Genomic DNA, 17,613 nt, shown 5'->3' on the forward strand with positions numbered 1-17,613 from the left:
GCCGCCGATGGATAGCCGCCGCGCCCGCCTCCTGCCGCGTCTTGCGCTTGCCTGCGCCGTGGCGGCCATCGGGGGCCTTGCAGCCCACGCACAGGACGAGCCGGCGCCCTTCCAGATGTCGCCCACCGACCGCGGCGGCTCCGGGGCTTCCGCGCCCGGACAGCCCGCCGCCGGATCGGATTCGACGTCGCGCGGAACCACCTCGCGGCCGCAATCGCAGAGCCAGAGCGGGCAGCCCCCCGCCTTTGGCGCCGGATCGGCCAGCTCTCAGCCTGCACCGGCCTTCGGCTCCGGCTCCACCTCCCCGTCGACCGGGTCCGGCACGGGGGGCTTGTCGGGATCGATCAGCGACACCGCCTCGCAATATTTCCAGTCCGGCGGCTCCGGGTCTGCCCCGACACTGCAGTCCATCGAGCGCGCACAGCCCGACAGCCAGGCCGCGCCACCGCCCTTTTCCATCGGCCAGGGGAGCGGCGGAGGCTCGACGTCCCGTCAGACCACGGCGCAGCCCTCACCCTCGAGACCGCAGGATCCGTCCCTGCCTCCGATCGAGACGCTCACCAACCAGGGCAGCCCGGGCAACGCCCCTTCGGTCTGGAACACAGGCTCGCCCACCGGCAATGAGCTGGGCAGCCAGCGCAACCCTCTGACGATCGACAATTCCGACCAGCTGGAGCTTCTGAATCAGTTTCTCGAAGACGATACCGCCACCGGCCAGCGGACGCTGGAAGTGGCCCTTGGCAACATCTCTGAGACGATTCCGGCCGTCGATCGCCCGATCGTGCCGTTCTCGCATCTGCGCCTCGGCGGCGAGATCGACTTCCGCAGCTGGACGCTCTACCTGACCGCCGCGCAGGCCGCTCGCGGCGCAACGCTCACCGTGGCCTTTACCAACTCCGTCCTGGTGCTGCCGGAAGCCTCCGAGCTGCGTGTCTTCCTCAACACCCGCGAGATCCTCACCACCGAGATCGACAGCCCGGACAACACCAAGGTCGTGGCGGTTCCGATCACCGCCGACATGGTGCGGCCAGGAGCCAACGCGATCCGTTTCGAGGTGGATCAGCGCCATCGTATCGACTGCTCGCTTTCCGCCACCTACGAACTCTGGACGCGCATAGAGCCCCGGCTCACCGGCCTGTCCTTCCGTGGCGGAAACGTGCCGCTGCAGAGCCTCGCCGAGCTGCCTGCGGTCGGCGTCGACACCACAGGCGCCACCCGTATCCGGGTCCTGCAGCCGGCCGTGATGACGGCGGCGTCCCAGAACCGGATCCTGGAAGCCGCGCAGATCATGGCCGTGCGCGGACGATTCTCGCAGCCACTCGTGGAGATCCTGACCCCCGGCATGGACGCGCCGCCGCGCCCCGGCGTGGTCAATCTCGTCATGGGGACCTACGAGGACATCAGCCGGCTGGTGCGCGGCGTGTCCGCCGATGGCCAGGGCGGGCCGACGGCGGTGCTGCAGGACCGGCCCGACATCGGCCCCACCGTCTATGTCGCCGCACCGGACGAGCGCGGACTGGACGTCGCCATGCGCCGCCTGGAATCGGAAATCGATCCCATCTCGCGCACCAATCCGATCGCCTCGACGCCGCCCTGGCATTCGCCGGACGCCATTGAGATCAACGGCGCCGACCGGTTCAGCCTGCGCGACGCCGGCGTGTTCACCCAGGAGTTCTCCGGCCGTCGCTTCGAGACCCATTTCCAGATCGAACTGCCGCCGGACTTCTTCGCCGCCGCCTACGGCCAGGCCACGATTGATCTCGATGCCGCCTATACCCCGGCGGTACGGCCGGGCAGCCGCCTCAACGTCTACGTCAACGGCATTCTCGCGACTGCGCTGTCCTTCACCGCCAGCGAAGGCCGCGTCTTCAACAAGTTCCCGGTCCGGATCCTGCTGAAGAATTTCCGGCCGGGCGTCAACGACATCCGCATCTCCGTCAATCTGCTGACGGACTCCGACGAGCTCTGCCTGCCGGGTGGCACCGTTTCCACCCAGCAGCGCTTCGTGCTGTTCAACACCACCGAGTTCGTGTTCCCGGCTTTCGCCCGGATCGGGCGGGTGCCAGACCTCGCCTCGTTCGGGGCCGACGGCTTCCCCTACTCGCTGGGCGACCGGCCGATTGCCGTGCGGGTTTCCGGCGATTCCCGCGACACGCTGGGCGCGACCGCGAGCCTTCTGGCCCGCATGGCGGTAACCCGCGGCAGGCGCTTCAACGCTGTCGCGGTGGACAGCATTTCCTCGCTCATCGGCAGGCCCGCCATCGTCGTGGGATCATTTGCCGAGGTGACCCCGCTGGTGCTTCAGCAAACGCGGGTCGACAAGGTGATCCCGCAGAGCTGGCTCACGCCGAGGGCGTCGGTTGCCGATACCCAGGCCCGGGGACTGAGCCAGTATGACGAGATCCTCCAGCGGCTGCGCGCCCAGACCCGCGAACAGGACGCGCTGAGAAACCGCAACGTGTCGATCGACGAGTTCCAGTCGACCGACGACCTGATGACCGACGAGCGCACCCAGACGGAAGAACTATATGACCGCTGGCGCTCGGAAGTTCGCCACGGCGAGGGCCTGGCCGGCTGGCTCGGCAAGGTGCACGACTGGTTCGGCCGGCAGTTCGACGTCTCCTTCGCCGCGATCACCGCCGGCGACATGGAGGAGGATGGTCCCGCCATCAGCGAACAGGCGACCCTGATCATCGCCCAGGCCGCCGCGCCACAGTCGGTGGACAATGCCTGGACCCTGGTCACCGCGCCGACGCCCGCGCTTCTCTCCGCCGGCGTCGCGGCGCTGTCGGCGGCGGAACGCTGGGACCGGATGGGGGGGCGCCTGTCCGCCTTCCAGGTGGAATCGGAAGCGGTGCAGACACTGCCGGCGGAAAACCCAACCTTCCTTGTCACCGAAGCGTTGAGTTTTCAGAATATTCGTCTGATCGCGGCGAACTGGTTCTCGATCAACAACGGCATCTACGCGATTGTCATGATTTTGGCTGCGGTGTTCCTGGGCATCTTTACCCACCGTGTCATCGAGCCAATGGGGAGAAAGAAGTGACCCTCAAGCGGACCCTGCAGCGCCTGACCGGCCCGCTCCTTGTTTTCCTCGTCGTCGCGCTTTCCGCTTCTCTCGCTCCCGGGCTTTCGCCGACGGCGCACGCTCAGCAGTCCGGCGTCGGCATCAGCGCCACCGCACCGTCGATCACCAGCGACGCGTGGGCGGCCTACCGGCAGAACTTCCTCGCCCCCGACGGCCGGATCGTCGACACCGGCAATGGCGGCATCAGCCATTCCGAGGGCCAGGGATATGGGCTCCTGCTTGCGGTGGCCGCGGACGACCGGGCGACATTCGAGCAGATCTGGACCTTCACCCTGACCCAGCTCCTGATCCGCGACGACGGGCTGGCCGCCTGGAAATGGGTGCCCGACGCGGATCCGCACATCGCCGACATCAACACCGCGACCGACGGCGACATTCTCATCGTCTGGGCCCTCCTGAAGGCGTCGGAGCGCTGGGGTATCGACCGGTACCGCGACCACGCCGCCAAGATGGCGACGACGATCGGCCAGACGCTGATCGTGCAGGAGGGGCGGATGAGCCTCATCCTGCCCGGTTCCCAGGGCTTCTCGGCCTCGGAGCGACCGGATGGGCCGGTGGTCAACCCGTCCTACTGGGTGTTCGCCGCGATCAACGCAATGAAGGGGCTCGCGCCGCAGACGGACTGGAGCGCGGTCAATGCCAGCGGCCTGACGCTTCTGCGCGAGGCCCGGTTCGGCACCTACAAGCTGCCCACCGACTGGATCTCCATGCAGGCCGGTCAGCCCCCCCGGCCGGCGGCCGGCTTCGATCCCGTGTTCGGCTACAACTCCATCCGCATCCCGCTCTATCTGATCCAGGGTGGCATCACCGAGATCTCGCTCCTGGAACCCTACGACAAGGCCTGGAACCAGAGGGGCAACGGGCGGCCGGCGGTCGTCAACGTCGAGACGGACGAGATCCAGCAGCAGCTTGACGATCCGGGCTACCGGATCCAGGCCGCGCTCATTGCCTGCGCGCTGCGCGGCACGCCGATCCCCAATGATCTCCAGACCTTCCAGCCGACGGACTACTATCCTTCGTCGCTGCAGCTGCTTGCCCTTTCTGTCCTGGCCGAGGACTATCCGCGCTGCCTCCCAGGCTGACCCTGTCGTCGCCTAAAGCTTTAACAGCGCGTTTACCAAGTCGCCCAAAGTGTGGCACCGCGCAACACTTGGATTTGCCCGCCGCTATCCGCTCCGGATAGACTGAAGCAGACCACCTTTTTCGCCGGGGGGCGACGGTCTCTTACCATCTATTAACCGTGTCGCTGCATGGTCGCACTACGGATTCTGCCATGATCCGCATGGTGTCGTGCCCAGACGGGTGGAAGCAGCACAGGTCGGGACGACTGCCGCCCCGATGAGGCTGTCGGAGTTGACGTGTAATGAGTGTAGGCCTCGAGCCTGGTTCTGATAGGTGGAAGCCGCACGCGCTCCGGCGCGCTCGCAGCGACAGCCCCACCGACCGGATCCTGACCGGTCTGCGCTCGGCCGTTGCCGGCGACGGCTTCGGCACGCTTCCCTCTTCCCCCAGCATCCGCCTGAAGCGCCGCCACCACATGATGATCGGCGCCGCCTCCGCGCTGGTGATCGGTTACCTTCTCAACATTGGACCCTGGCCGCAGGGGACGGACAAGTTCCTGCTGCCGGCCGGCGCCCAGGAACAGACACTGTTCAGCAGCCAGTCCGGCAACCGCTCCAGCACAGGCCCGTCTCCGGCCGACGAGAGCGCGCTGCGCTACTTCGCGCGCCAGGGCGATGTCGACCGTCTTGAGGCGGAGCTGCGCCGGTTGCGCGCGCTCTACCCGGACTGGGATCCGCCGACGAACCTGCTCGACCCGGTCGGCGAAGACCAGCAGACCCAGGAGATCTGGGACCTGTTCGGCGAAGGCCGATACAGCGAGGCGCGCGAGATGCTGGCGCAGCGGCAGCAGCGCGATCCGAATTGGGCGCCGCCCACGGCCCTTATCAACGCCCTGAACGAAGCGGAGTCGCGCGAACGGCTGACCAATGCTTCCAAGCTGGAGCAGTGGCAGGCGGTCATCAACATCGCCTCCGACAATCCGGAGCTTCTGGTCTGCCGCAACGTCGACGTCCTGTGGCGCGTGGCCGAAGCGTTCGCGAAGACCGACCGCATGCAGCGGGCCTACGATGCCTATGCCTACGTCCTGCAGAATTGCGAGGACACGCAGGAGCGTATCGCAACGGTCGAGAAGGCCTCGCAGCTGCTTCCGGAAAACCTGATCGACCAGCTGTTCCAGTTCGGACGGACCGGCGCCGACGGCGTGAACGAGTTCGCCAGCGTGGAGATCAACGTCATCCGGCGTGCCGTCGGCAAGGCCGCCGAGGACCCGACGCTCACGGTGCCGGAAACCCAGCTGCAGACGCTGGCCAAGGAGGCCGCAACCGGCCGCGACACCAACGACGCCACTCTGCTCGGCTGGTATCTCTACCGGCACGAAAATCCGCAGGACGGGCTTGAGTGGTTCCGCTTCGCGCTGGAGCGCGGCCACGGCGTCGAGGCCGCCCAGGGCTTCATCCTGTCCCTGCGCGCCATGGGCGACGAGGCCCGCGCCCGGGAGGCCGCCTATATCTGGCGCAACACCTCGGCCAACATCATGGACATCTATCTGGAGGCCGTGGCGACCTTCCTTACCGGCAAGGACCTGTTCGCCATCGACCAGGAGACGGTGACCCGGTTCGCACCGGTCGTCGTAGAGCAGAGGGATGCCAACGGCGCCCAGGCGCTGGCCTGGTACTCCTACAACACCTGCCAGTTCCAGACGGCGGAAGACTGGTTCATCACTTCGGCCAACTGGAAGCCGTCCGAGGCCGCGCTGTTCGGCCTGGCGCTTGCCCGGCTACGGCTGGGTGACACCGCCGGCTTCGACGAGGTCATCGCCGAGTGGGGTCCGGTCTATCCGGCCGTGGCAAGTCTCGCCACCGGTACCGGCGACCAGCCAGAGGCTCCGAGCCAGTCGGAGAGCCCGGACGACTCGCTGCTGCAGAGCGGCGTTCAGCAGATCCAATGCGGCGACGTGAGCGATCGCGAGCAGGTCCAGGCCGGGACCCGCGATCGATCCACGACCGCCACCCCGCGCCGCACCACCGCCGGCGTGATGCAGACCACCCGGACCACGACCGCCACGCGCGCCACCGGCGCCCCGATGCGCACCCAGCCGACGCGCCGCCCGGCCCAGACTGCCACCACCACCGCAAGCGGCGCCTTCCGCATGGAGGAGGAGCCGGCCGCCTTCGACATGTCGGGCGACGTGGCAGCCTCTGCCGGCACGCCCTACGGCGACTACCGCCCCCGGGCCGGACAGGCTTCGAGTGGCGGCTCGATCATCTACACGGGCGGCGCTCCGAACTGGGGCCGCGACACCTCGACAGCCACCGTGCTCGCGACAGGCGGCCCGGACGTGATCGCCATCAACACCGACCTCCCGGCCGGGCCGGCCCGGACCACCAGCGCTCCGCGGCTCATCGACGCCTATCCGGGCGCCACCTCCTCCGTCCGCAGCGCCTACGCCAGCGGCAACTACTCCCGCTGCGTCGGCCTGACGGAAGCCGCCATCAAGCGTGGCGCGATCCGGGGTGGCGACGCGCTGACCCGCGGCTGGTGCCTGATGGAATTGAAGCGGCCGATCGAAGCGGCGATGGCATTCGAGACCGCCTACTCCACCAGCTACAGCGCCGAGGACATTGCCGACGCCGCCTATGGCGAGACCCTCGCCACGGCCTCCAAGAACCTGACCAACGAAGCTGCCGTCGCCGCGACCAAGTCGCCGCAGCCGCGAACCCGGCGGGCCGAGGTGTCGCGCGAGATCCTCACCCAGCGGGCCCTGGCCGCCTATCGCGACGGCAAGTACGCCGACGCAATCATGGCCCTCGACGAGCGCTCGCGGGTGGCCCCCGACCAGCGCGACCTGATGCTGCTGCGCGGCTACGCCCACTACAACCTGGGTCAGTGGAATGCTGCGGAGCAGATCTTCGAAGCCGTCGACCGGGCGGCATCGACGCCGGACTCTCGCAGTGCCCTCAACGTCATTCGCTTCGCCCGCGAGCCTCAGCAGCGTCGCTACTAAAGGGCGTCCGCCGGTCTTCAGACCGGGTTCGGCTTTCATCCGCGCAAGCCGCAACACCACATTCCACTCGCTTTTCACAGGCGTGCGCCACATCCTGTAGTATGTGGTGCGCGTCAGTTTGCGCTTGCACCGGACGGTGGAGTGCCGCTACTCGGCATCAGGGGATGCCGCGTTCGGTGTGCCCCCTTTGCGGCGGTCGGGCATGATCCTCGATATAGGCACCATAATGATCATGGTGGGGGTCACCTGCGGGGGGCTCGCCGTCGTCACGTTCTTGGTCTGGCTGTCGAACCGGCCCGAGCGGTTTCTGCGCACCTGGTCGCTGGGGACCCTGGTGCTCGTGGGCTCCACCGTCTCGTTCGGCTTGTTCGAGCAGCGACCGACGCTCCTGCTCGGGTGGTTGGCCGCCATTCTCGGCATCGCGGGCATCACCGTCGGCTGGATGGCAGCAGAGCAGCTCCGGCAAAAAGACCTGCCCGTCGTCGGCGCAGCCATCCGGATCGCCGCGGGCATCGGTGCCACGTCCGCAGCGGCCCTCGCTGGCAGGCCCGGAACGATGATGGTCATCTTCGATGTGGCCGCGTTCGTCCTGTTGCTCGAGATCTCGCGCGTGTTCTGGGCGACGCGCACCGAAAGCCCGGTCTACCTGACCGGACTGGCCGGCCTGACGGCGCTGATCGGGATCAGCTTCCTCAGTTGCGGCATCGCCCTCTTCTTCTTCGAGGAACCCGATTTCCTCGGTATCCCGCAAACCCTGGTGGAGACGCTGAACGGGGTCATCACCCTGCTCGGCCTGACGGGCATCGGCGCCCTTTGTCTCGCCCTGGTGCACGAACGGATCGCGAACCGCCACCGGGCGGACGCCATGACGGACTCCCTGACCGGGCTGCTGAACCGCCGGGCACTTCTGGACATCGGGAAGGCGAGCGGCACGGTGGAGAGCACCGCGGTGATCATCTTCGACCTCGACCGTTTCAAGGACGTCAACGATTCACACGGCCACGCCGTCGGCGACCTCGTCCTCAGACGGTTCACCGTGGTCTGTCGCCAGGCGTTGCGTGCCACGGACCTGGCCGCGCGCATCGGCGGCGAAGAGTTCGCCGTCGTCCTGCCCGGGACGGGGGAGGCCGAGGCAATCCTGGTTGCCGACCGGATCCGGCGCCGCTTCCAGAAGGAGGAGATCGCAACGCCGGCAGGGCCCCTCTCCTGCACCGTGAGCGCTGGCGTTCATGCCTCGCCGCCGAACCAGCAATGGCAGTTGCAGGATCTGCTGCTTGGCGCCGACACCGCGCTCTACGAGGCCAAGAACGGTGGCCGCAACCGGGTGTGCTGGAGCGAGGCAACCCGCCCCCACTAGGCTCTCGGGTTGACGGGAGGCCGACTTCAACCCGGGAGACCAGGCGCTTGTACCGTCACATCGATTTCATGGTGATCAACCATCCCCGCAGCGTGCTGATCGGGCGCCACCTGATCAGCCTGGCCGTTGGCCTCGCCATCGCGGCGCTGCTGCCCGCCTCGCTGTCGCCGGCGTTTCGTGTCGCGGCGGGATGGTGCGGCGCGGCGCTCTGTCAGATTGCCCTCGTGCTGACCGTAATGAGCCGATGGAGCGCCTTGCCGTTCCGGGATCGGATCGTCGTCGCCTCCGCCGGCCCCCTCGCCTTCGCCGTCCTGCTTGTCGTCGGGGCCTGCGTGTCGGTGGCCGCGACGATCTGGGTCCTGCGGGTGTCCAGCGATCAGGGCGCCGTCTCGGAAGCGCTCCACCTGGTGCTGGGCGGCGGCACCGTGCTGATCACCTGGTTCACCATCCAATGCATCTTCGCGGTACGCTATGCCAACCTCTACTATCGCCCCGAGGAAGCGGTTCCGTCCGGAGAGACGGGACTCGTCTTCCCAGGCGAACGCGCGCCCGACTACTGGGATTTCCTCTATTTCGCGATCTGCGCGGGCATGACGTTCCAGGTGTCGGACGTCGTGACGGTGAGCCCCACCTTCCGCAAGTGGGTGACCTTTCACGGCGTGCTGTCGTTCCTGTTCTCGACGATCAACCTGGCCCTTTTGGTCGACATCGCCGCCAACCTCGTCGGCAGTTGAGCGCGGCCGGTCCGTCTACTCGCCGTCGGTGTCGCCGCGTCGTGGTTCAGCCGGCCGGGACGGAGGATCAATGCGACGGGCGCGCCGCCGGTCCCGCGCCGAGCTCAGCGCTCGACGGCCCAGCATGAGAGCGCCCAGCGCCATCGCGCCGGCCGCGAACGCGCCGCCGGTCAGCCCGCCCATCGGGCGCCGGCCGTCATCGTCGGACTTCTCGCGGTTGGAGGCCATGGCACCGCTCCACGTTCCATCGATCGCTCCATCAAGAGCGAACGACCGAGTCTAGACCAAGGCGCTCGGGGCCGAAAGGCGGTGCACCGCTCACGGTGTCGCGACGAGGTCATGAACTCATGAATGCGAACGGCTCGCGAAAGAGGCATTGAGGCCGCCGGCGTGGATGCTACCCTTGCGTCGGTCTTCCCCTCCCGACGACAGAGCCGCGTTCCGTGACATCGCCATCGATCCTGTTTGCCAGCGCCGGCTTTGCCGCCGCCCGAGCGCACCTTCACTCCGCCCTTCCCGATGCGCCCATCCAGGGCATCGATCCCAACGACATCCTGGAGAACGGCGCGGCAGCCGATGTCCTCATTCCGACCATGACCCGCATCGACGGGGCGCTCATGGACGCCGTCCGCGGTCTGCGGCTGATCATCCAGTTCGGATCGGGCCTCGAGGGCGTCGACGTGGAGGCTGCAAGCGCGCGTGGCATTGCGGTCGCCAACGTGCCAACCGCCGGGACCGGCAACGCCGAATCGGTCGCGGAATGGTCGGTCATGGCGGCCATCGCGGTGCTGCGGAAGCTGCCGCTCGCCTTCGACGAGATCCGGGGCGGAGCGAGCTGGGGCAAGCCCATCGGCCGGTCGCTTCTCGGCAAGACTGCCGGTCTCGTCGGCATGGGGGGCATCGGCGAGGCGCTTGCGACACGGCTGGCCCCGTTCGGCGTGCGCATGATCGGCGTGAAGCGCGCGCCGGACCCCGCACTCGCCACCCGGCTCGGCATGGACCGCATCGACACGATGGACGGGCTGCCCCGTCTCCTCGACGAAGCCGACATCGTCTTCCTGTGCCTCCCGGTGACGCCCGAAACCCGCGGCCTGATCGACCGCACGGCGCTGGAGCTGATCGGAGCGGAGGGCGTCCTGATCAACCCTTCGCGCGGTGGCCTCGTCGACGAGCCGGCGCTGATCGAAGCCCTCGTGGACGGGCGCATTGCCGGCGCCGGTCTCGACGTGTTCGCAAGCGAACCAGTGGATTCCGCTTCGCCACTCCTGGGCTTGCCGAATGTCGTCGCAACGCCGCACATCGCCGGCGTCACCGATGCCTCCTATGATGGGATCGTCGCCGGCCTCGTGGAAAATGTCCGCCGGCTGATCGCCGGCGAACCACTTCTCAACTGCGTGAACGCCGACCGCCTCTCCGGCTGAACGGTTCCCGGCGGATGAATCACATCCAGCCCGGCATCTGGGGCACGAGTTCCACGTGGTCCTCGACGGCTCTCACGCCGGGCGTGTTTTCCGCCGCGATGCGCAGCGCATCCTTGATGCGCACGTCGATCACGGCCCCCTTCAACTCCACGACCCCGTCGCGCACCGTGACGTCGATGCTGCTCGACGGAACCCAGCCACGCCGGTCGATCTCTTCGACGATGTGGTTGCGGATACCGAGGTCATCGACGGTGATCGGCGGAGCGGAATCGGCGCGTCGGACGAGGGCGCGCAGGAAGTTGGCCCGGGACACAATGCCCGTGACCTTGCCGTCGCGCACCACCGGAAGCCGTCGATAGCCGCGCTCCTCCATCAGATCCACAACCTCAGAAAGCGGGGTATCTTGTGCCACGGTCACCACGTCCCGGGTCATGACGTCGGAGACCTTGCGGGCATGGGCTTTTACATATTCGTCGGCCAGGGTGCCGGCGCTCATCACCAGTTCCATCCAGCGCCGGTGCTCCTGTTCGGTGCCGATCTCGCTGCGCCGGAGCAGATCCTTCTCCGTTACGACGCCAACGAGCTGCCCCTCGCCGTCCACCACGGGCATGCCGCTGACGTGGTGCTCCAGCATGAGCGCGGCGGCTTCGGCAATCGTGGTGTCGGGCGACACCGTCGCCGCCCCTACCGTCATGATGTCACCGACCTGCATGTTTCATCTCCCTGGGTTGCCCGCCGGGTTGCCGATCTCGGCAAGCGCTGCGCGGAACCAATCCTGGTGGCGTCGAGCGGGCGTGATGCCCACTCCATCGATCGCCTTTATGAGCGATCGGTCGCTGGTTGCCCTTGAGAAACGTCAAGCGTCCCGCTCGGGTTTCGCCATTCCACCGGCTGTTCCCGCAGGGGGGCTCGCGCGACAGCGTCTCGCGCCGCGCCCGATTGAGCGGGATCAACGCCCTTGCGCGGTGATTCATCCAGAGTGGTGTTCCCTCGACCACGCGGCACTGATGGAGACCCCACGATGTCCGAAGCCATGAAAACCGGCGGCGCCTTCCCCCGCAACCCGTTCGCCGACGCCTTCAAGTTCGGCAGCCCGCTCGGCGACGCGTTCGTTTCACCCGCGCCCTATGCCCAGATCTGGCACAAGATGATGGTGGAGACGCCACTCCGGCTCACCGCCGAGAGCCTGCGTTATGCCGGGCGCCGCTATGCTGCCCAGGCCGACCTCGTCGCGAAACTCGCCACCTGTCAGTCGGCTGCCGATGCGCTTGACATCCAGTCGGACTATTTCGAGGCGGCTCTGGGCGACTTCAGCGTCGAAACCGCGAAGCTGGCCGAGGAAGCCGATTCAGCGATGTTCCGGTCTGGCGAGTGAGACGGCATGACGGCAGCCAAAGCGTCGTTCTCTCAGAATGACGATGCTTTGCCGCCTCAATATCCCGTCAAACCAGTATCTTGATATCGCTGCCCGGCTGTAAATCCGATTGAACTGCCGCCGCTGGCAAGCGCTTCGGCCTCCCTTTTTCGTTCTGCCGAACGGCTCTTTGCGACGCCCTTATCGGAGCGCTTGACAGGTCGCGTTCCCCTCGTATCCTACCAAACGGTAGATTAGGGAGGAACAACAAATGAACTACCGTTTCATCGTCGGCCTCATGGCCGCGACCTGCATCAGCGCGCCGGCTCTGGCTGACGAGTACAGCTGGAAGCCCGACCGTCCCATCAACATCATCGTGCCGTGGTCCGCCGGCGGCTCCACCGACCAGGTCACCCGCGTCGTGGCGCCCATCCTCGAAGAGGCGCTGGGCACCGAAGTCGTCGTGGTGAACCAGCCCGGCGCGTCCGGCTCCACCGGCACCAAGGCTGCCCTCGACGCCCCGCGCGACGGCTACACCTGGACCGCCAACGCCATCGCCAACAACGCCACCTACTCGGTCACCGGCCTGATCGAGGACACCTCCATCGACGACTACGCCATCTATCTGCACGTGGCGAACGTGCCGGTCGTGAGCGTCAACGCCAACACCGACTATCAGGACTTTCCCGGCCTGCTCGAGGCCATGGAAAGCGGCTCCGTCACCGTCGGCACCGCCGGCGTGAACTCGTCCGGCGGCATGGCGCTCGCCGCCATCAAGGAAGGCGCCGGCAAGGACCTCTCCGGCGCGCGCATGATCACCTATGACGGCGGCAACCCGGCCGTGATCGCAGCTGCCTCCGGCGAAGTGGACGCCACGACCCAGCTCGCCGTGGAACAGACCGAGATGATCCGTGCCGGCCGCCTGCGTCCGCTGACAGTCCTCTCCGACACCGCGCTCGAGGTCGAGGGCATCGACCCGGTGCCGCCGATCACCGAGTTCCTGCCCGACTTCCACGTCGCCGCCGACTATTTCGGCGTGTTCATCCCGGTCGGTGCGCCGGACGAGGTCTACGAGACAGTGGACCAGGTCTGGAAGGACCACGTCATGAACAGCGAGGCCCTCAAGTCCTACGCCAACGATCGCGGCGCCGTGTTCGCGCCGAGCTACGGCAAGGCGGCGCTGGACAAGGCCATGCCGGTGGTGATCTCCGAGGCCTGTGCCCGGGTGACGCGCGGTGAGGCCGTGGTCGATCCTTCCGAGATCGGCATCGACTGCCCCTGAACCGGTTGGTGTGACCGACCTTGCGGGAGCCGGCACCGCGCCGGCTCCCGTGTTCACGTTATTCAGGGCATTCATCATGACCATGTCGCAGGCTGACCGCCTGACCGCCATCGTATTGGCCGCACTGGGCCTGGCGATGGCAGTCGGCGGCTACACGATGGATCGTCTGGAAATCCGCCAGATCCATCCCGCATCCATCCCTGGCCTCGTACCGATGATCCTCGGGGTGTTGATGGTGATCTGCGCGGCGCTGCTGTTCCGAGACGGCGCGCGCGCAGCGTCCGAGGAATCGTCATCCGTCTTCGCCAGCGGATCCTGGATGCGTCTCGGCCTCACGGCTGCGCTCACGCTCGCCTACGCGATCGTTCTGCTCGGCTGGCTTCCCTATTTCTGGGCGACCGTCGTGTTCGTCTTTGCCTTCGCAGCTCTCTTCTCCTGGCCCGCGGAAGGCAGCACCCGCGCCCGGCTGATCTGCCTGGGCTCCGCCGCGTTGCTGGCGCTGGCGGCGAGCTGGGGAACGACGGCGCTGTTTTCCGAAGTCTTCCTGGTGAGGTTGCCGTGAGTGCCCTGAACGACCTCGCCACAGCCTTCATGGGGCTGATGACGCCGACGCTGCTGTTCCATGCCGCGTGGGCAACGCTCCTCGGTATCATTGTCGGCAGCCTGCCCGGCCTCACCGCCACCATGGGCGTGGCGCTGATGACCACCCTGACCTATTCGCTGGACTCCACCGCCGCGATTCTCGTGCTCCTGTGCATGTATGTGGGCGCCATCTATGGCGGCTCGCGCAGCGCCATCCTGCTGAACATTCCCGGCACGCCGGCCAGCGCCGCAACCTCCCTCGACGGGTACCCGCTGGCGAAGAAGGGACGCGCCGGCTACGCGATGGGCCTGGCCACGGCAGGCTCGATGCTGGGCACCCTGGTCGGCATCGTGCTTCTGGTCATGATCGCACCGCCGCTGGCCGAGGCCGCCCTCAACTTCGGCAGCTTCGAGTTCTTCTGGCTTGCCGTGTTCGGCATTGTCATTTCCGGCCAGCTTACCGCCGACACGACCCCCGTGAAGGGCTACATCGCCGGCATTCTCGGGCTGATGGTCGCCATGATCGGCTCGGAGGGTATTCACGCCCACGTCCGCTTCAATCTCGGTGTGGGCGACCTCAACGCCGGCATCGGCCTGATCCCGGCCATGGTCGGCGCCTTCGGCTTCGCCGAGGTGCTCAACGCCATGTGGAGCAAGGCCGGCACCCTGGCCACGGCCAAGGACAAGAGCGACCGTGTGCTGCCCCGCCTCGTCGATCTGTGGCGCTACAAGGTCACCACCGTTCGCTCCGGCATCATCGGCACCCTGGTCGGCATTATCCCGGGCGTCGGCGAGGACATCGGCGCCTGGGCCAGCTACGTGGCGGCGCGGCGCTCCAGCAAGAAGCCGGAAGAGTACGGCCATGGCAGCTACGAAGGCCTGACCGCGGCAGAAACCGGCAACTCCGCCGTCGTTCCCGGCTCGCTGATCCCGGCCATCACGCTGGCGGTTCCCGGCTCGGCAAGCTCGGCCGTGCTGATCGCAGCGCTGTTCATCCACGGCATCCGGCCAGGCCCGCTCATCATGATCGAGCAGCCTCAGTTCATCAGCTCGGTTGCCGCCATGCTGGTGCTCGCGACCCTGTTCATGGGGCTTTACGGGCTCAGCCTCACCCGCGCCTTCGTGCAGGTGCTGCGGGTCCCCTACGCTTACCTGATGCCCATCGTCTTCGTGCTGTGCGTGGTCGGCACCTATGCGCTCAGCCAGCGGGTGTTCGACATCTACGTCATGCTTTTCTTCGGCATCGTCGGCTTCCTGCTGCGCCAGATGCGCTACCCGATGGCGCCGCTGGTGCTCGGCATCATCCTCGGCGACCTGCTCGACAAGAGCCTGCGCCGCGGCCTGACGCTCAGCGATGGCGACCTGACCCCCTTCTTCACCCGTCCCGTTTCGCTCGCCTTCGTGCTGATCATCGCGCTGTCGATCCTGGCGAACGTCTCCTGGGTGCGCGCCCGCGTCTCGCGGCTAATCTCGTCGGGAAAGTCCAGCGATGCTTGAGTATGCGTTCTGCAACGAACTGCTGGCGGCCGAGGGCAAGACCCTGGGGGAGCAAGCACGCATCGCCCGCGACCTCGGCTATGTCGGGCTGGAGCTCGCGCCCTTCACCCTGGGCGAGGCGCCCGACCGGCTGGACCGCCACGCGGTCGCGGCCATCCGGGCCCAGGTGGAGGACGCCGGAGTCCGGGTGACCGGACTGCACTGGCTCCTGAGCCACCTGCCAGAGGCCTCCATCACCGATCCCGCACGAAGCGACGAGGCCCAGGCTGTGCTGCTGCGGCTCATCGATCTCTGCGCCGATCTCGGCGGGCGGATCCTGGTGCACGGCTCGCCGAACCAGCGGCTGCGGCCCGACGGGATCTCCGACGCCGCGCTCCTCGATCAGCTTGCCGCGTTCTTCGCGCCGGTCGCCCAGCGGGCCGGCGAGCGCGGCGTGACCTACTGCATCGAACCGCTTGCCGAAGCCGACACCATCGGCACCGTCGCCGAGGGCGTGGAGCTGGTGGAGGCAGTCGACCATCCCGCCTTCCGCACCATGATCGACTGCAGCGCGGCCGGACGGCGCGAACCGCCCGTGGCCGGGCTGATCCAGAGATGGGTTCCCACCGGCCACATCGCCCACATCCACGCCAACGACACCAATCGGGGCGGGCCCGGCATGGGCGACGACCCGATGCACGAGATCGTCGCGGCGCTCATGCAGACGGGCTGGGAGCATCCGATCGGCGTCGAGCCGTTCCGCACGGTCGTCGATGCCACCGCCACCGCTGCGGTTGGCATTGCCACCCTCCGCGCCTGCGAAAGGACCCTGACGTGACCGCCGTGCGTATCGATGCCGTCGACTTCACCACCCGCGCCGTCGCCATGCGGCTGCCGTTTCGCTTCGGCTCCGTCACCATGCGCAGCGCCACCGAGGCGCACTGCACCGTTACCGTCGTCATAGACGGGCGCGCGGTGGAGGGGCGGTCGGCGCAGCTCATGGTTCCGCGCTGGTTCGACAAGCGCGCAGAGATGTCCGGCGAGGATACGGTCGCGGAGCTGGAGGACAGCGTCCGCACCGCCTGCGCCGCCGCACCCGGCATGACGGGCCCCGCGATTGCCATCACCCGCGACCTGCGGGCCGAGGTCGAGGCGCGGGTGGCTGCCGGCACGCCGCGGCTCGCGGCCGGCTTCGGTCCGGCATTGGTGGAGATGGCGCTCATCGACGCGATCTGCCGGTCGGCGGACGTGCCATTCTGGACCGCCGCCCGCGGCGACCTGTTCGGGCTTGCAGCCGACGCGCCGAGGGACCTTAGCCGGGAAAGGATACTGGCGACGCTGGCGCGGATCGGACCGCCGCAAAGCGTCAAACTGCGACACACAGTGGGCTTCGACAGCCCGCTCACCGACGGCGAACTGGATGGAGACGGGCCCGACGACGGCCTGCCGGTGTCGCTTGCGTCGGCGATCGAGGCCTACGGCTTCACCGCCTTCAAGATCAAGCTGAAGGGCGACCCCGACGCCGACATCGCCCGGCTTGCGGCGATCGCGCCGGTCATCGCGGCCCGTCCGGAGTTGTCTGTCACGCTGGACGCGAATGAGCAGTACGGCTCCAGTGACGCCTTCCTGGCCTTTCTCGGGGCCCTGTCGCGAAGCGAGGCCGCCAGCCCGATCCACGAAGCGCTGCGCTTCGTGGAACAGCCCTTCGACCGGGCCGCGGCCCTCGCGGGCCCATTGCCGGCCGGGATCTCGGTGCCCCTCGTCATCGACGAGAGCGACGACCACGAGGCCGCGTTCGCCGAGGCACTCCGCCTTGGCTGGTCCGGCACCTCCATCAAGAGCTGCAAGGGCGTTCTGCGCGCGCTCCTGAACCGTGCTCGGGCCGACGCGTCGGGCGCGATTCTCTCCGGCGAGGACCTGACCTGCCAGCCGGGACTCTGCTGGCAGCAGGACACGAGCATGGCGGCCGCCTGCGGCGTGCAGGACCTGGAGCGCAATGGCCACCATTTCGCCGGCGGCATGCAGGGCGCCCCGGACACGGAGATCGCCGACCGCATGGTGGCTCATCCCGACATCTACCGATCGGTCAACGGCCGGCCGGCCCTTCGGATCGAAGGCGGCGAGGTCGCCATCGGATCGCTGGACCGGCCCGGTTTCGGGGGCACGTGACAAATTCGACTTGATTGCTAACCTACCGATTGGTAGGTTTTGCATCGCAAGGAAAACAAAGAGGAACTGGCAGGGTGAAACAGC

The 17,613-nt window shown here is 67.5% G+C and carries 14 protein-coding genes; 12 read left to right on the forward strand and 2 right to left on the reverse strand.

The window, feature by feature from the left end; translation table 11 throughout:
- Positions 1-7 precede the first annotated feature (7 nt).
- From C507_RS0116470 to C507_RS22550, 5 genes are all read left to right on the forward strand, one after another.
- Positions 8-3,046: a cellulose biosynthesis cyclic di-GMP-binding regulatory protein BcsB gene (locus C507_RS0116470; protein WP_026319174.1), complete on the forward strand. Its 3,039-nt coding sequence runs from the start codon at positions 8-10 to the stop codon at positions 3,044-3,046.
- A complete protein-coding gene (locus C507_RS0116475; RefSeq protein WP_018700820.1) occupies positions 3,043-4,170 on the forward strand; it encodes a family 8 glycosyl hydrolase in 1,128 nt (375 codons plus the stop codon). Before C507_RS0116470 ends, C507_RS0116475 begins: the two co-directional genes overlap by 4 nt.
- A 281-nt stretch (positions 4,171-4,451) precedes the next feature.
- Complete coding sequence (locus tag C507_RS22545; RefSeq protein WP_018700821.1) at positions 4,452-7,154, forward strand: tetratricopeptide repeat protein; 2,703 nt, start codon at positions 4,452-4,454, stop codon at positions 7,152-7,154.
- Between the two features lie 202 nt (positions 7,155-7,356).
- Positions 7,357-8,511: a GGDEF domain-containing protein gene (locus tag C507_RS0116485; RefSeq protein WP_040401334.1), complete on the forward strand. Its 1,155-nt coding sequence runs from the start codon at positions 7,357-7,359 to the stop codon at positions 8,509-8,511.
- Positions 8,512-8,558: 47 nt separating this feature from the next.
- Positions 8,559-9,245 carry a DUF1345 domain-containing protein gene (locus tag C507_RS22550; protein WP_018700823.1) on the forward strand — a complete coding sequence of 229 codons (687 nt, stop codon included), beginning with the start codon at positions 8,559-8,561 and terminating at the stop codon, positions 9,243-9,245.
- A gap of 15 nt (positions 9,246-9,260) precedes the next feature.
- On the opposite strand, the gene C507_RS0116495 is transcribed toward C507_RS22550, so the two are convergent.
- Positions 9,261-9,473, reverse strand: coding sequence for a hypothetical protein (locus C507_RS0116495; RefSeq protein WP_018700824.1), 213 nt, complete (start codon positions 9,471-9,473; stop codon positions 9,261-9,263).
- Positions 9,474-9,688: 215 nt separating this feature from the next.
- Between C507_RS0116495 and C507_RS21795 the strand changes: the two genes are divergently transcribed.
- The gene (locus tag C507_RS21795; protein WP_018700825.1) at positions 9,689-10,666 is read left to right on the forward strand and encodes a 2-hydroxyacid dehydrogenase; all 978 of its coding nucleotides are present in this window, start codon (positions 9,689-9,691) and stop codon (positions 10,664-10,666) included.
- A gap of 19 nt (positions 10,667-10,685) precedes the next feature.
- Here C507_RS21795 and C507_RS21800 read toward each other — a convergent pair whose 3' ends face one another.
- On the reverse strand, positions 10,686-11,378 hold the full coding sequence (locus C507_RS21800; protein WP_018700826.1) for a CBS domain-containing protein: 693 nt from the start codon (positions 11,376-11,378) through the stop codon (positions 10,686-10,688).
- Positions 11,379-11,687: 309 nt separating this feature from the next.
- Between C507_RS21800 and C507_RS21805 the strand changes: the two genes are divergently transcribed.
- The 6 genes from C507_RS21805 (at position 11,688) to C507_RS21815 (ending at position 17,529) form a co-directional block, all read left to right on the forward strand.
- Positions 11,688-12,041 carry a hypothetical protein gene (locus C507_RS21805; RefSeq protein WP_018700827.1) on the forward strand — a complete coding sequence of 118 codons (354 nt, stop codon included), beginning with the start codon at positions 11,688-11,690 and terminating at the stop codon, positions 12,039-12,041.
- Positions 12,042-12,291: 250 nt separating this feature from the next.
- Entirely contained in the window at positions 12,292-13,302 is a 1,011-nt protein-coding gene (locus C507_RS0116515) for a Bug family tripartite tricarboxylate transporter substrate binding protein (protein WP_018700828.1), read from the forward strand.
- Positions 13,303-13,312: 10 nt separating this feature from the next.
- On the forward strand, positions 13,313-13,864 hold the full coding sequence (locus C507_RS0116520) for a tripartite tricarboxylate transporter TctB family protein (RefSeq protein ID WP_018700829.1): 552 nt from the start codon (positions 13,313-13,315) through the stop codon (positions 13,862-13,864).
- The gene (locus C507_RS0116525) at positions 13,861-15,381 is read left to right on the forward strand and encodes a tripartite tricarboxylate transporter permease (RefSeq protein ID WP_018700830.1); all 1,521 of its coding nucleotides are present in this window, start codon (positions 13,861-13,863) and stop codon (positions 15,379-15,381) included. Before C507_RS0116520 ends, C507_RS0116525 begins: the two co-directional genes overlap by 4 nt.
- The gene (locus C507_RS21810; protein WP_018700831.1) at positions 15,374-16,198 is read left to right on the forward strand and encodes a sugar phosphate isomerase/epimerase family protein; all 825 of its coding nucleotides are present in this window, start codon (positions 15,374-15,376) and stop codon (positions 16,196-16,198) included. Before C507_RS0116525 ends, C507_RS21810 begins: the two co-directional genes overlap by 8 nt.
- Positions 16,195-17,529 (forward strand): enolase C-terminal domain-like protein, encoded by a 1,335-nt coding sequence (locus tag C507_RS21815; RefSeq protein WP_018700832.1) that lies wholly within the window; start codon positions 16,195-16,197, stop codon positions 17,527-17,529. Before C507_RS21810 ends, C507_RS21815 begins: the two co-directional genes overlap by 4 nt.
- Positions 17,530-17,613: the final 84 nt, after the last annotated feature.

The organism is Amorphus coralli DSM 19760 (genome assembly GCF_000374525.1).
Taxonomy (GTDB): Bacteria; Pseudomonadota; Alphaproteobacteria; order Rhizobiales; family Amorphaceae; genus Amorphus; species Amorphus coralli.